Source organism: Gordonia gummivorans (genome assembly GCF_022513585.1).
Classification (GTDB): Bacteria; Actinomycetota; Actinomycetes; order Mycobacteriales; family Mycobacteriaceae; genus Gordonia.
Map to the genome: position 1 here is coordinate 1 of NZ_JAKWBF010000027.1, position 13,979 is coordinate 13,979.

Below are 13,979 nucleotides of genomic sequence, written 5' to 3' on the forward strand. Positions count from 1 at the left end.
CGATGCGGTGACTCCGACAGCGCGACAACGACGGTCGGTGAGGTGTCCTGGAACGGATGGAGTCTTTCGCATGGAGGGTCGGACATTCGCGCCTCCGATACGATCTGACGCACGAGCCGTCCGATACGTAGCGCCAATCTGGGCGGCGACACCGACAGGGGATGACCATGCCGCTGAGCCCGGGTGATGTCTTCGCCGACAATCGGGTGGTGTCCTCGGCCGGTGTCGGCGAATTCGGTGAGAACTACCTCGTGGAGGCCGAACGGTCGGAGCCGCGAGTGCTGACTGTCGTCACCAGTGCGGTCGATGTCGACATGCAGTCGCGGGTAGCGGAGGCGCTCGGCGCCTGGGCACAACTCGAGCATCCGGGGATCGTCGCGGTTCGTCGGCACGGTGTGGAAGACGGTGTGCCGTGGTTCGTCACCGATCGGATCGCCGGCCGACGACTCGACGCCGAACCGCTGTCGGTCGGCGAGGTCGGGGCGGTGATCGAGCAGGCGGCAGCCGCGCTCGATCACGCACACCGGCACGGGGTTGTGCATGGGCGCCTGATGCCCGCGAACATCTTCGTCGGTTCGGATGGACCGGCGTCGACGTTGCGGGTTCTGCTGTCGGACTTCGGAATCGGCGCCGCCGTTGCCGGATCGACCGGGTCGCCCTACGCGGCGCCCGAGACCGCGACGGGTCCGGCGACGGCACGCGCAGACGAGTATTCGCTGGCGGCGATTGCCTACCAGCGGCTCACCGGCACGGCTCCGACGGCACCGCACATCGCGCCGATCGGTGCCCTGCGGGCCGACGCGGTGAACCTCGATCCGGTGTTCGCGGCCGCACTCTCCGACGATCCCGACCTGCGCTACCCCTCCTGTTCGACCTTCGCTGCGGCACTGACGACCGGACTGCGCGGGGGACTGCCAGACGAATTCACGCCCGTCGACCCCGTCGATCAGTCAACTGTCCGCGCGAGTTATCCCTCGACGGTCGCCACCGGACCCCCGCCCGGCCCATGGCCACCCCCGCCGAATGCAAACCGGTATCCGGGTCCGACGCCGCGAAAGGGCCGTCGCGGACTGTGGTGGGTCCTCGGCGCGGTCGCTGCGGTCATCATCGTCGCGGTCGCGGCGACCACCACTGTGTTGCTGCTCGTCGGCGGTGACGACGCGAAGCCCGACACCTCCGTCAGTGCGGGCCCCGCCGCATGTGTCCTGAGCAGCGGCAAGGTCTACTGCTGGGGCAAGAGCGCGCAAGGTCTGGCCGACGACAACCCGGCCGTGACAGATCAGCCGACACTGGTCCCCGACCTGACCGGTGTCTCCGTGATCTCCAGCGACTACGACGTCGACCTGGAACGGGGCAACGTCTGCGCCGTGTCGCGCGGTGAGCTCTACTGTTGGGGCGCAAACGGTTTCGGCCAGCTCGGGAGTGAAACCCCGACGTCGAGCGCAACTCCACTCATGGTGGCGGGTCTATCAGGTGTGACGGCGGTTTCGACGGGCTACGACACCACCTGCGCGGTCGCGGACCGCAAGGCGTACTGCTGGGGCGACAACGGCGACGGCCAGCTCGGGAATGGCAGTGCCACAGGGGAAGTGGCGATGCCACGGCAGATTTCGCAACTGGCCGATGTGACCGCGATCGACACCGACGACGGTACGACCTGCGCGATTGCCGGCGGGGACGTGTACTGCTGGGGTCGTGCCGACGAGGGGCAGGTGGGTCCGGGCAACACGTCGGATGTGGTCACGCCGACCAAGATCGACGGGATCGGCAAGGCGACGGCCGTGACCACCGATGCCGGTACGGTGTGCGCGACGGTCAGCGGCGGTGATGCGTACTGCTGGGGCGACAACGACTCGGGTCAGCTCGGTGACGGTGGGTCGACCTCGGCGACGACACCACAGAAGGTGCGTGACCTGTCGAAGGTGACGGCGATCTCGACCGGGGCGAACACCACCTGCGCAGTCGCCGGCGGCGACGCGTACTGCTGGGGCTCCAACTCCACCGGACAGTTCGGTCAGGAGGGTCCCAGCAGCGTCAGCACGCCGCAGAAACTGTCCGGTGTCGCGGACGTGACCGACATCAGTACCGCCGAGGGATCGACGTGCGCTGTCGACGGCGGAGGCGTCTTCTGCTGGGGTGCCAACACCTATGGACAAGTGGGGGACGGTTCCACGACCAACCGATGGACGCCCGCGCAGGTGCAGCTTCCGAAGTGACCATGAAGAAACATCGAGGGGCATGTGTTCCGAGTCATACGCGGGGTGGCTATCCTCCGAAACGTGGATATCAACGGAGCTAGTGCAATTGTCACGGGCGGCGCGTCGGGCATCGGCGCGGCGTCGGCCCGCCAGCTGGCGGCCAAGGGCGCGAAGGTGGTCGTCGCCGACCTCAACGCAGAAAAGGGCGAGGAACTCGCCAAGGAGATCGGCGGCGCGTTCGTCAGCGTCGACGTCACCCAGACCGACCAGATCGAGGCCGCGGTCAACAAGGCCGCCGAACTCGGCCCGCTGCGGGTCCTGGTCAACTCGGCCGGCATCGGCTGGGCGCAGCGCACCATCGGCCGCGACGGCGAGTTCGCGTCGGCGCACAACCTCGACGCCTACAAGAAGGTCATCGCGATCAATCTGATCGGCACCTTCGACGCGATCCGTCTGGCCGCGACGGCGATGAGCCGCAACGAGCCGCTCGACGCGCACGGCGAACGTGGCGCGATTGTCAACATGGCCAGTGTCGCGGCCTTCGACGGTCAGATCGGCCAGGCCTCCTACTCCTCATCCAAGGGCGGTGTGGTCGGCATGACGCTGCCGGTCGCTCGTGACCTGGCGGCGGTCGGCATCCGGGTGAACACCGTTGCTCCGGGCCTGATCGACACCCCGATCTACGGCGAGGGCGAGGCCGCCGAGGCGTTCAAGGCAAAGCTGGGCGAGTCGGTACTGTTCCCGCATCGTCTCGGTGTGGCCGACGAACTCGCGTCGATGGTGGTCGAACTGGCCACCAACTCGTACATGAACGCCGAAGTTGTCCGCGTCGACGGCGGCATCCGGATGCCACCGAAGTAATCTGGCGCTATGCCTGTTGGGGGAAACAACGCGAGGCGCGCTGCGGCGGTGATGGCCGCCGCCGCAGCGCTCGGCCTCGTGGTCGGGGGTTGTTCGCGCGACGTCGAAGGCACGGCGATACCGACGTCCGGCTCGGTGGTGTCGAGTTCACCGTCGACCACCACCAGCACCACGTCGACGACGACTACAACGAGTACGACGACGTCGACGTCGATACCGCCGCAATCCGGGGCGGCGACCGATCCGGATCAGATGACCTGTGGCACCTACATCTCGCTGACTCCCGAACAGCAGCAGGCGACCATTCGGGCCTACGCGCAGCGCCACGACCGGCCGCTGCTCTCGTCGAACGAGAACGCCTATCGCCTTGTGGCTGTGTTCTGCACTCTCGATCCGAACCAGCTGATCCGCGACAGCCTGCTCCTCAAGTAGGCGTCGGAATCGGTGCATCACAACCAATGCGCTGAATCGGACATGAGAAGAAGTAGCATCTCTGTCCATGACGACTCCACCGCCCTATCCTGGTCAGCCCGGTGTTCCGCCGAACGAGCCCGGCCAGCCGTATCAGCCTGGGCAGCCGTATCAACCCGGCCAGCCATACCAGGCCGGGCAGCCGTATCAACCCGATCCGGCGGCCCAGCCGGGCGCCTATCAGCCGTACCCCGCGCCGGCGGGCGGTGGGTTCACGCCGCCGCCCAAGAAGTCCAGTCTGAAGTGGCTGTGGATCGGCCTGGGCATCTTTGTGTTCCTGGTCGTGATCGGCATCATCGGCCTGTTCGCATTGGGTTGGGCGAACAAGGACAACGTCAATGACTCCGATGATGTGGCGGTCGGCGACTGCGTACGAATCGAGAAGGATTCCGGCACCAGCATCAAGCCGGTGAAGATCGACTGCGGCACGTCCGACTTCCATTGGTCGGTGGCCGCCAAGGTCGACGTGAGCAGCCAATGCGGCGAATCGTATGACACAGTGTGGTTCCGCGGGTCCGGTGACGATAGCAAGACGCTGTGCCTCGCCCGAGAAATGCAGGTCGGCAAGTGCTACGAGTGGCCCTCAGTGGCCGGATCGCTCTCTGACGTGCGAGAGATCAGCTGCGGCTCGGCGCCACAGAGCGCCTTCGTGGCGGTCAAGATCGACTCCCGGCAGTCGGGCCCACCCAATTGCGATTCCGGTCAGCAGTCGCTGCATTACACCAGGTCGCCCGAGCTGAGCTACTGCTTGACGGTGACCGAAGACTAGGCGCCGGAGCCCTCCGATGAGGTCGTGGCGTAGCGCGGTGGTGGTGATCGTGAGCGTCGTCGCAGCGACGCTCACGACGTTCGGGACAGCGGTCGGCCGGGCCGAGCCGGTCGGTCAGGGCGACACCCCGGGACCGGTCTGCGCGTGGCAGATCATGTCCAATCGTGATGACCTCAATGTCGCCTTCCCGGACGTCAACGCGACCTACTGGGTGTTGCCGTATGCGCTGGGGCCGGGCGATTCGATCTCGCTGTCGGGCCGCTACCCGCACGCGCGGTACTTCTCGCTGAACACCTACGGCACCGACTTCAACACGGTGGACACGTTGCGGGACAACCAGATCCGGCCTGCCGGCAACGATGTCAACCCGTTCGTGGATCCAGCGGCGGCCGCGGGTGGTTCATGGCAGGCCACGGTGGTCAATCGTGCACCGAATCGCTCCCGCAACGAGATTCGCGGCCTGCCCGCGGCGGGTGCACAGCGGGTGCCGGTCGGGTTCCTCATCGTCCGGGTGTATGTTCCCGACGATCCTTCGTCGCTGAGTGGGGGTGTCGAACTTCCCACGGTCGTCATGCATCTCGGCGGAGCGCAGGTCACGCTCCGGCCGTGCGCAGTGCCGTTCAACCCGCGCAACTACAGCGGTCCGATCGCCGCGGCGCTCACGTCGGTGTTCGATCGGGCGATCGCGGGCGCGGCCGCGAACTCCTTCCCGGCCGGATCGCCGGAGGCGACCTTCGTCAATCCGAACTCGACCGCCGGCCTGTTTCCGAACGGCGACAACAAGTACATCGGTGCGGGTCTGACCTATCGGAAGGGACGCGTCGTCGTGATCCGCGGGAAGGCGCCGACCTATCCGAACACGCGCGCCGGTGCATCACCCGCGAAACCTGGAGTCGGCCTGCGCTATTGGTCGATGTGCCAGAACGACAAGGTGACCCCGTATCCGGTGGTGGCGTGTGCGGCCGACTTCCAGACGCGCCTCGACAGCGACGGCTACTACACATACGTGGTCGCCGCACCCGCAGACCTGAGTCGCTCGTCGGACCCGACGGCGACGGTGATCGGCTGGGGTGACACGAATGTGCCGACCAAAGTGGTCTTTCTGCGAAACATGTTGCCGTCGTCGGGCTTCTACCCCTCATCGGTGCAGGCGGCGCAGAGCAAGGGCGGTGATCCCGCCGTCAGTATGGGCGCCTACTACCCGCGTGCCACCTACTGCGATGTGGTGGTACTGAGGTCGCAGGGGTGGCGGGCCTGCTACCGCTGACCAGTCCGCACACACAAAACTCCCACTTACACAGGAGGTTTCGTGTGTAAGTGGGAGTTTCAGGTGTAACGGAACTCAGAACGCGGCTTCGTCGAGCTCCATGATCTCGTTGTCGACGTTCTCCACGGTGACGCGCACCGAGGTGAGCAGCGGCAGCATGTTCTTGGCGAAGAACGTGGCGACCGCGACCTTGCCGTCGTAGAACGACTTCTCGTCGCCCGCCGCGCCGGCGTCGAGCTTGGCGAGTGCGACCTGCGCCTGCTTGAGCAGCAGCCAGCCGATGAGGAGGTCGCCGACGCTCATCAGGAAGCGGACCGAACCCAGCCCGACCTTGTAGAGCTCCTTCGGATCTTCCTGTGCCGCCATGAGATTGGTGGTCAGCGACGCGGCCATGGCCTGCACGTCCTCGAGTGCGGTCTTCAGCAGCTGACGTTCCGCCTTCAGGCGGCCGTTGCCGGCCTCTGACTCGATGAACGACTGGATCTGTCCGGCGACGTGTGCGAGCGCCTGGCCCTTGTCGCGGATGATCTTGCGGAAGAAGAAGTCCTGCGCCTGGATCGCGGTGGTGCCTTCGTAGAGCGAGTCGATCTTGGAGTCGCGGATGTACTGCTCGATCGGGTAATCCTGCAGGAAGCCCGAACCACCGAGCGTCTGGAGCGACTCGTGACCGAGGTTGGCGTAGGCCCGCTCGGAGCCGACGCCCTTCACGATCGGGAGGAGCAGGTCGTTGACGCGGTGTGCCATCGACGCGTCCGCGCCGGAGACGATCTCTGCCGCAACGGCATCCTGATGCGACGCGGTGTACAGGTACACGGCACGCAGACCCTCGGCGTAGGCCTTCTGGGTCATCAGCGAACGACGCACATCCGGGTGATGGGTGATGGTCACGCGCGGCGCGGCCTTGTCGGTCATCTGGGTCAGGTCGGCACCCTGCACGCGCTCCTTGGCGTAGTCGAGTGCGTTGAGATAACCGGTCGACAGAGTCGAGATGGCCTTGGTGCCCACCATCATTCGCGCGTGCTCGATGACCTCGAACATCTGCGCGATGCCCTTGTGGACCTCGCCGACGAGCCAGCCCTTGGCCGGGACGCCGTGCTGGCCAAAGGTGACCTCACAGGTGGCCGACGCCTTGATGCCCATCTTGTGCTCGACGTTGGTGACGAATGCGCCGTTGCGCTCGCCGAGTTCACCGGTCTCCGGGTCGAAGTGGAACTTGGGAACGAAGAACAGTGACAGGCCCTTGGTGCCGGGGCCGGCACCCTCGGGGCGGGCCAGGACGAGGTGGAAGATGTTCTCGGTCATGTCCTGGTCGGCGGAGGTGATGAAACGCTTCACGCCGTCGATGTGCCAGGAGCCGTCTTCCTGCTGCGTGGCCTTGGTGCGGCCGGCGCCCACGTCGGAACCTGCGTCGGGCTCGGTGAGGACCATGGTGGCGCCCCAGCCGCGCTCGGAGCAGATCGCAGCCCACTTCTTCTGCTCGTCGGTGCCGTTGTTGAAGAAGATGTTGGCGAAACCCGAACCCGCTGCATACATGAAGATCGGCGGGTTGGCGCCCAGGATCATCTCGCCGATCGCCCAGTAGAGCGAACGCGGAGCAGGCAGGCCGCCGAGTTCCTCGGCGATGCCGATCTTGTCCCAGCCACCCTCGACGAGGGCGTTGTAGGACTTGGTGAAGCCCTCCGGGATCGTCACGGAGTGGGTCTCGGGGTCGAAGACCGGCGGGTTGCGGTCGGCGTCGACGAAGGATTCCGCGATGGGTCCCTCGGCCAGGGCCTTGACCTCGCGCAGCATGTCGACAGCAGTCTCGTGATCGAGATCGCCGAACTCGCCCGACTCGAGGACCTTGTCGAGTTCGAAGACCTCGAAGAGGTTGAACTGGAGGTCGCGCATGTTGCTCTTGTAATGGCCCATGGTGTTCCTATCTGGCTGGCTCGGTGGGCAAGTCTGAGATCGACGAACGCATAAGTTACTCGTCGGTAACCTCAGTTTACGCCCGAGTAGCGTTGCCGACAACTCGTCTGGCTGTGAAGGTGCTTACTTTTGCAAGCGTCAGAGTGCGTCGCGCAGATAGGCCAGGTCGGCGGGGATTCCCTCGGCGGGGGTCTCCAGGATCACCGGGGCGTCGGCGGCCTTGGCCACCGCCGCCAGGACGTCCGGATCGATGTGACCGGACTCGAGGTTGGCGTGCCGGTCGCGTCCCGAGTCGAACTCGTCGCGCGAGTTGTTGAGGTGGACGAGATCGATGCGTCCGGTGATCGCCTTGACCCGCTCGACGAGTCCGACGAGGTCCTCGCCGCCGGCCCACGCGTGGCAGGTGTCCAGGCAGAAGCCCGCGGCGTCGAAGTCACCCACCGCCTCCCAGAGCCGGTCGATCGATTCGAGGGTGCGCGCCATCGCGTGGTCGCCGCCCGCGGTGTTCTCGATCAGAATCGGCACACCGAACCCGCCTTTGTCGGCCTGGCGGTCGAAGAGCTTGCGCCAGTTGGCGAATCCCTCGGCCGAAGCCTCACCGTCGCGCAGGTGACCACCGTGCACGACGAGTCCGAACGCGCCGAGTTCGGCGGCCGCAGCGGCCTGCTGCTCGACCGCCTTGCGGGACGGCATCCGCAAGCGGTTGTTGAGGCTCGCGACGTTGATCTGATAGCTCGAATGCACCACGACGTCGACGTCGGAATCGCGGATGTCCGCAGCACGCGGATTGGGTTCGGGCTTCTTCCAGCTCTGCGGATCGGTGACGAACATCTGGAAGACGTCTATCCCGAGTTCCTCGGCGGTGGCCAGCGGGTCTGCGTCCTCGCGAAGGTGTGCTCCAATGCGCATGAATCAGACGATAGTCAGTCCCCGGGACAGGGTTCGGTCTCGATGGTGATCGGGACGCCCGGCGCGATCAGCAGCCGGCAGGGGGCCGGACTGTCGTGGTAGAGGTTCAGCCATTCGTGACCACGGCTTCCGGTGCCGTACACCGACTCGAGTGTGCGGTTCAGCCGGGCTTCGGCCTCCTTGGTGATGATGTAGCGCTGATCTCCATAGCGCAGATACCGATTGGGCACCTGACCTCCTGCTTCACACGGCGTCGACCACTGCAGCCAGTGTGACGCACAACACGCGTCCGGGCATGGAAGAACGAGAATCGGACACGCAGCCGACAGGTGGCCCCTCGACGAACCCCCGATGGCCACTAGACTGACGGCAGGTTACGAGGGTGGGTGCCCCGCGGGGTGTGACGGGCAGGAACTTCTTCGGTGAGTGTGGACGACACAGTCGGTGAGTCTCGAGCAGATCCCCCTACCCCAGATTCTTCGGCACCCGAACCGATCCCTGGCCTGGAACCGATCCTCGATGATTTCGCCGCCGCCGCCGAGATGGAGGCCGAGCCGGAGAAGCGACGTGACCTGACCGTGGTCCGACGGATCGCGATCGGTGCGTGGGTGATCCTGCTGATCGGCGAATTCCTGCTGGAGGGGCTCGCCATCGATCGGACCAGCCTGATCATCCTGATGTGCCTTGGTCTGCTGGCCGGATGTATCGGCCGGCGCAAGGCGATCACCGTGATCATCGACTGGCTGCCGTTCGCGCTGATCCTGATCCTCTACGACCTGGTCCGCAACTTCGCGCAGGCCATCGACATGCCGGTGCAGTGGCACCTGGCTGTCGACGTCGACCAGTGGATGTTCGGGGTCAACCCCACCGTGTGGTTGCAGACGCATCTGAAGGAACCCACCGCGCCATGGTGGGAGGTCGTGGTCAGCATCGTCTACATGTCGTTCTTCGTCATCCCGTACGCGGTGGCCGGGGTACTGTGGCTCCGGGACCGCATGGCCTGGCGGCGCTACGCCGCGTGCTTCATCGCGACATCGTTCCTCGCGCTGATCGGCTACACGCTGGTGCCCGCGGCTCCACCGTGGGCGGCGGCGAAGTGCACGGCGGCCGACGTCGTCGACCATCCGCACGACCCGCCCTGCATGTACCAACTGGCCGGTCCGGTCGAGGACAACCTGCTCGGCGACGTGGAGCCGACACACGAGGGGGCCAATCCGTACGTCGAGCGGATCTCGTCGCGTGGGTGGGACTTCCTCGGCATCGCCGTGGCGTCGAGCCTGGTCGAGGTCGGACAGGGCAAGTCGAACCTGGTCGCGGCGATACCGTCGCTGCACGCGGGATTGAGCATGCTGTTGGCCCTGTTCATGTGGCCGCGCGTCAAGGCACTCGGAAAAGTGCTGTTCATGGCCTACCCGCTCGCCATGGCCTTCGCGCTGGTCTACACCGCCGAGCACTACGTCTTCGACATCCTGCTCGGCTGGGGCCTGGCCGCCATCGTGATCGTGGCGTATCGCGTGGCCGACCGGACCTGGCTGATACCCCGGCAGAAGCGACTCGCCGAGGAAGCGGCCCGTGCCGAATCCGACGACGAGTCCGCGGCCGACAAGGTCGCCGCGACGTCGTAGTGCGTAGCATCACGACCGTGCGACGACACCTCCCGCGGGCCTGGCCCGTCGTTCTCATAGCGCTGGTCGTCGCCATCCCTCTCATGCACGTGGTCGTGGCGGTGTGTGCGGATCACGGGCGCGGGTCCCACGCGGTGTCACGTACGCACGTCGACCACACCGCGCATGCCCAGACCCCAAACACACAGACCCCAAACACACCGGCCCCGCATACCCCGACCCCAGGCGTACCGACTCTCACCGCAGTGGTGTCGAGCGCGGACGATTCGATGGGGCCAGGGGACCACTGCGACGCACACGGTCACCCCTGCAGTTTCGTCCGGGCCGACGACGCGGATCCGCCGGTCGTGGTCCTGGTGTTGCTCGTCTGGGCGTTCCTGCTCGCCGCCGGTCTGTGTCGACGCGGATTCCCGGCGGTCCACGTCCTCGGCAGACCACCCCCGTGGGCGATACGCACGCATCTCGAGCTCCAGGTGATTCGCTGCTGAGCATCACGAAACGACCGGATGTACTCCGGTCACTTCGTCATGCCCGAAATCAGTCATGCCCAAAATCAGCAGAAACGCTTGTCTCGTAAGGAAGTTCGACCATGCATCACCTATCTCATCGCAGCGCTGTGCTCGCAGCGGCACTGGCCGCGACCGTCGCGTTCGGAGTCGCCGGCTGCGCGAACTCCGGTTCGCCGGCCGGGCCGTCGAGTTCGACGGCCGTCTCGCAGGCGGCGCCGCACAACGACGCCGACGTCCGATTCACGACCGGGATGATCCCGCACCACGAACAGGCCCTCGACATGGCTGATCTCGTGACCGGTCGGACCGGCAACGCCGAACTGATCGCTCTGGCGACCGCGATCAAAGGCGCGCAGCAGCCAGAGATCGACCAGATGACTGCGCGTCTGCGGTCCTGGGGCGTCGAGCCGCCCACGGGTGATCACGCCGGACACGGAGGTCACCAGGCAATGCCCGGCATGATGTCGGCCGCCGAGATGTCGGCGATGCGCACCGCGTCGGGCGAGCAGTTCGACCGATTGTGGTTGCAGGCCATGATCCGCCACCACGAGGGTGCCGTCGCCATGGCGGACACCGAACTCCGCGAGGGCTCCGATCCTGCGTCGAAAACTCTTGCGGCGCAGATCAAATCAGCGCAGCAGCGGGAGATCGCACAGATGAGGCGGATGCTCGGCCTCGCCTGACGACAGAACGACGCTGGGCTCCCGGATTCTTCCGGGAGCCCAGCGTCGTCGTAGTTCGCCTCGCCTACTTCTTGAGTGGCAGGCGCATGAGGTACACCTGGTAGCCCAGCGAGATCGAGTAGGTGAAGTACAGCGTGCTGCCCTTGGACCACGGGTGGATGTAGGGCGCGTAACCGGTGTAGGGGTCGGCGCTCGGGATGACCAGTTCGCCGGAGGACCATGGCCCTTCCGGCCGGTCGGCGGTCCGCAGTTTCACGCCGAGATCGCCCTGTGCCAGCGAGATGTACTTGCCGAGGTAGTCGTTCCATGCGACGGACAGTTCGCCGTTCGGACGGGCCATGATCGGGGTCGCCGCATCCGGGTTGTTGCGCAGCCACTTTCCGTAGGAGAGGTACTCCCAGCGGCCGAGCTTCTCGATATCGGATTCCTCGACGCGGGCGAGGTACACCGAACCCCACCGGCCGTCGGGAGTGCCGTAGTAGTACAGCGTCTTGCCGACCTTCAGGAAGGCGCCCATCTGGAACTTCTTGTTGCCGCCGCCGTTGGGCCGGAAGGCGTTGACCGGCTTCCAGTTACGACCGTTGTCGGTGGATTTCACCAGCGCCGACCAGTTGGTCAGCCAGTTTCCGGGGCTGCCCCAGTTCTTCACCGACATCACCGTCATGTACTGCGCGCCGTTCGCCGCGATGCCCGCGGTCGGGATGATGGTGATCTCCTTGCGCACGTTCGGCTTGAGGAGGCGCTTGGCATGTCCGGGCGGACCCGAATGTCCGGTGAAGGTCATGCCGTCGGCGAGGTAGCGGTCGTTGCTGCGCAGCAGAACATTGGAGCGCCAGTAGAACATCTGCCCGTACAGCCACGACCAGCCGTTGATCGACTGGGTGTCACCGAAGGCGGTGAGGATCTCGCCGTGCCCGTTGTCCCACATGATGCCCAGGTCGGTGCCGAAGATGTTGTATCGGCCGATGGTGTCGTTCTGGGCGAATGGGCCGGTCAGGCGGGACACGATCGATGCCGGACCAGCGGCATTGGCGGCCGACGCGACCTGGGGGTTCACGCTGAGTCCGAGCGTCATGGCTGTGGCCAGGCCGGTCACGGCCAATCCCACGCGCAGTCGGGCGAGGCTCCGTTTCATGGCGAGACCATATCAAGGCCGCGGTGTGGTGCGCGCGCGGCGATACGACTTCCGGTACCGAAATGTCCGATTTCTCACGCGTCTCGGTAGCGTCCAGAGCTGTTCGCGGTGGTGAAGTCGATCTCGGCCGCGGCATTGTTCACCGCGGTGACCGTCGCGGTGCCGATCATCCCGTTTCGGTCATAGAGCCCGGAAGTGCTGACCGAGATGCCGTCGTTCTCGACGTGCGCGTCGGCCTCCACGCCCACCCGCGGCCCCTCGGGCAGCCGAGCCAGGGCGACGGTGACATCGCAGTTGATGAACCCGATGCCGGTGGTTCCCCAGTTGCAGACCAGGCTGGTCGACTCGGCACTGATCACCGCCTGCTGGAACGGGGTCAGGGGCTCGCCCGCGACGGCCGGCGCCGCGCGCGACCAGAGACGCTTGCGGTATCCGTCCTGGTGGGTGGCCATGTCGGAGTTCCACGGACCGACCGGTGCACCTGGGCCATCGGAGGAGAACCGGGGGAAGTAGTCGTCGTCGGACACGTCGGGTGGAGTGAACGTCACGGCATCGTCGGGCCGCACCCAGCGGTCGCCGGGCGGGTTGTCCGACTCCTTGAGGAACACCGTGGTGCCGCGTGCGACCACGACGCCGTCCTCGAGGGTGTCTTCAGAAGAAAACTGGACAACTTCGACCTCCGCGACCCGGATCCGGCCGCCCGAGCGGAGGAGCCTTCCGCGAGTGGTCGTCGGTTGTTCACGTGCCGCCTTGAACAGGTCGATCGTGAACCGCACCGGTCGAAAGCCCTCCTCGCCGTGTGCTTTCTCGGCATGCCGTGCGGCGATCGCGCACACGGCCGGACCGTTCAGCGTGCCGGGCGCCCACAGGCTGCGGGAGAAGCGCGTCGGATGCAGGAGTTCGACGTCGGGGTGCGCAGCGGAGTCGCGGCGTTCGAAGAAGGCGATGGTGACCACACATAGTTACTACCCCGTCGCCTTCTCACCCTTCTCGGGCGGTCCCCGGCGAGTTGGGCAAGAATTCACCGCACTCTGGTGTCTGCACGGGATAATCTCTCCGCCATGACCTTCGCCGTCTACACCAAACAATTCCCCGACGAACTCATCGGCGCCGTGCGCACCGCGATGATCGTGACCGCCATCATCGGCATCGTGCTCGGCCTCATCGCCGTCATCTGGACGCCCGCCGCCGTCCTCACGGTCGCGATCCTGTTCGCGATCTCACTGATCATCGCGGGCATCTTCCGTATCTACCAAGCATTCGCAGCGACATTCCTCAGTGGTGGAATTCGGTTCCTGCTCGGCATCATGGGCGTGATCGTGCTGCTGGCCGGGATCTTCGCGCTGTTCAGCCCCGAAGATGCGATCTGGCTCCTGGCGCTCTTCATCGGCATCGGCTGGATCTTCCAGGGCGTGGCGGATCTGTACGGGGCCGTCTCGAAATCGGGACACGCACCCACCTGGTTCCTGGTGCTGTCCGGCGTCATCGCGATCCTCGCCGGCATCGTGATGATCGTGGCATCGCAGGCCTCGCTCTTCGTCCTCACCTGGATCGCGGGCGTCATGCTGATCATCATCAGCGTCGTCACGCTTCTGACCCTGCCGAAGAAGGTCGACGCCGCACCCGCTCCCTGACCCGACA

At 65.7% G+C, this 13,979-nt stretch carries 14 protein-coding genes; 9 read left to right on the forward strand and 5 right to left on the reverse strand.

The genetic code is table 11. The annotated features are described in order from the left end of the window. Positions 1 to 161 precede the first annotated feature (161 nt). From MKW15_RS18055 to MKW15_RS18075, 5 genes are all read left to right on the forward strand, one after another. Complete coding sequence (locus MKW15_RS18055) at positions 162 to 2,216, forward strand: protein kinase domain-containing protein (protein ID WP_240860577.1); 2,055 nt, start codon at positions 162 to 164, stop codon at positions 2,214 to 2,216. A 63-nt stretch (positions 2,217 to 2,279) separates the two neighbouring features. Next, entirely contained in the window at positions 2,280 to 3,059 is a 780-nt protein-coding gene (locus MKW15_RS18060; protein WP_240860578.1) for an SDR family NAD(P)-dependent oxidoreductase, read from the forward strand. 9 nt (positions 3,060 to 3,068) lie between these two features. Then, on the forward strand, positions 3,069 to 3,491 hold the full coding sequence (locus MKW15_RS18065; protein ID WP_240860579.1) for a hypothetical protein: 423 nt from the start codon (positions 3,069 to 3,071) through the stop codon (positions 3,489 to 3,491). A gap of 67 nt (positions 3,492 to 3,558) precedes the next feature. Further along, the gene (locus tag MKW15_RS18070; protein ID WP_240860580.1) at positions 3,559 to 4,299 is read left to right on the forward strand and encodes an LppU/SCO3897 family protein; all 741 of its coding nucleotides are present in this window, start codon (positions 3,559 to 3,561) and stop codon (positions 4,297 to 4,299) included. Between the two features lie 16 nt (positions 4,300 to 4,315). Continuing rightward, positions 4,316 to 5,566 (forward strand): hypothetical protein, encoded by a 1,251-nt coding sequence (locus MKW15_RS18075; protein WP_240860581.1) that lies wholly within the window; start codon positions 4,316 to 4,318, stop codon positions 5,564 to 5,566. Positions 5,567 to 5,641: 75 nt separating this feature from the next. On the opposite strand, the gene MKW15_RS18080 is transcribed toward MKW15_RS18075, so the two are convergent. The 3 genes from MKW15_RS18080 to MKW15_RS18090 all read right to left on the reverse strand — a co-directional run bounded on the left by MKW15_RS18080 (position 5,642) and on the right by MKW15_RS18090 (position 8,616). Further along, positions 5,642 to 7,477 carry an acyl-CoA dehydrogenase gene (locus tag MKW15_RS18080; RefSeq protein ID WP_240860583.1) on the reverse strand — a complete coding sequence of 612 codons (1,836 nt, stop codon included), beginning with the start codon at positions 7,475 to 7,477 and terminating at the stop codon, positions 5,642 to 5,644. A 138-nt stretch (positions 7,478 to 7,615) separates the two neighbouring features. After that, entirely contained in the window at positions 7,616 to 8,386 is a 771-nt protein-coding gene (locus tag MKW15_RS18085) for a deoxyribonuclease IV (RefSeq protein WP_240860585.1), read from the reverse strand. A gap of 14 nt (positions 8,387 to 8,400) precedes the next feature. Next, complete coding sequence (locus MKW15_RS18090) at positions 8,401 to 8,616, reverse strand: hypothetical protein (RefSeq protein ID WP_240860587.1); 216 nt, start codon at positions 8,614 to 8,616, stop codon at positions 8,401 to 8,403. Positions 8,617 to 8,808: 192 nt separating this feature from the next. Between MKW15_RS18090 and MKW15_RS18095 the strand changes: the two genes are divergently transcribed. The 3 genes from MKW15_RS18095 (at position 8,809) to MKW15_RS18105 (ending at position 11,203) form a co-directional block, all read left to right on the forward strand. Beyond that, a complete protein-coding gene (locus MKW15_RS18095) occupies positions 8,809 to 10,011 on the forward strand; it encodes a phosphatase PAP2 family protein (protein ID WP_240860589.1) in 1,203 nt (400 codons plus the stop codon). A 245-nt stretch (positions 10,012 to 10,256) separates the two neighbouring features. After that, complete coding sequence (locus MKW15_RS18100; protein WP_240860591.1) at positions 10,257 to 10,499, forward strand: hypothetical protein; 243 nt, start codon at positions 10,257 to 10,259, stop codon at positions 10,497 to 10,499. A gap of 101 nt (positions 10,500 to 10,600) precedes the next feature. Beyond that, on the forward strand, positions 10,601 to 11,203 hold the full coding sequence (locus MKW15_RS18105; RefSeq protein WP_240860593.1) for a DUF305 domain-containing protein: 603 nt from the start codon (positions 10,601 to 10,603) through the stop codon (positions 11,201 to 11,203). Positions 11,204 to 11,267: 64 nt separating this feature from the next. Here MKW15_RS18105 and MKW15_RS18110 read toward each other — a convergent pair whose 3' ends face one another. Together MKW15_RS18110 and MKW15_RS18115 are read right to left on the reverse strand one after the other, a co-directional pair. Continuing rightward, complete coding sequence (locus tag MKW15_RS18110) at positions 11,268 to 12,338, reverse strand: DUF4185 domain-containing protein (protein WP_240860594.1); 1,071 nt, start codon at positions 12,336 to 12,338, stop codon at positions 11,268 to 11,270. A gap of 74 nt (positions 12,339 to 12,412) precedes the next feature. Then, entirely contained in the window at positions 12,413 to 13,294 is an 882-nt protein-coding gene (locus MKW15_RS18115) for a PaaI family thioesterase (RefSeq protein WP_240860595.1), read from the reverse strand. 105 nt (positions 13,295 to 13,399) lie between these two features. Between MKW15_RS18115 and MKW15_RS18120 the strand changes: the two genes are divergently transcribed. Further along, positions 13,400 to 13,972, forward strand: coding sequence for an HdeD family acid-resistance protein (locus tag MKW15_RS18120; protein WP_240860596.1), 573 nt, complete (start codon positions 13,400 to 13,402; stop codon positions 13,970 to 13,972). Positions 13,973 to 13,979: the final 7 nt, after the last annotated feature.

Excerpts from the sequence above, each read along its gene's own strand:
- MKW15_RS18120 (WP_240860596.1), top strand. The coding sequence starts at position 13,400 with ATGACCTTCGCCGTCTACACCAAACAATTCCCCGACGAACTCATCGGC.
- MKW15_RS18065 (WP_240860579.1), top strand. The coding sequence starts at position 3,069 with ATGCCTGTTGGGGGAAACAACGCGAGGCGCGCTGCGGCGGTGATGGCC.
- MKW15_RS18105 (WP_240860593.1), top strand. The coding sequence starts at position 10,601 with ATGCATCACCTATCTCATCGCAGCGCTGTGCTCGCAGCGGCACTGGCC.
- MKW15_RS18055 (WP_240860577.1), top strand. The coding sequence starts at position 162 with ATGACCATGCCGCTGAGCCCGGGTGATGTCTTCGCCGACAATCGGGTG.
- MKW15_RS18110 (WP_240860594.1), bottom strand. The coding sequence starts at position 12,338 with ATGAAACGGAGCCTCGCCCGACTGCGCGTGGGATTGGCCGTGACCGGC.
- MKW15_RS18085 (WP_240860585.1), bottom strand. The coding sequence starts at position 8,386 with ATGCGCATTGGAGCACACCTTCGCGAGGACGCAGACCCGCTGGCCACC.
- MKW15_RS18080 (WP_240860583.1), bottom strand. The coding sequence starts at position 7,477 with ATGGGCCATTACAAGAGCAACATGCGCGACCTCCAGTTCAACCTCTTC.
- MKW15_RS18070 (WP_240860580.1), top strand. The coding sequence starts at position 3,559 with ATGACGACTCCACCGCCCTATCCTGGTCAGCCCGGTGTTCCGCCGAAC.
- MKW15_RS18075 (WP_240860581.1), top strand. The coding sequence starts at position 4,316 with ATGAGGTCGTGGCGTAGCGCGGTGGTGGTGATCGTGAGCGTCGTCGCA.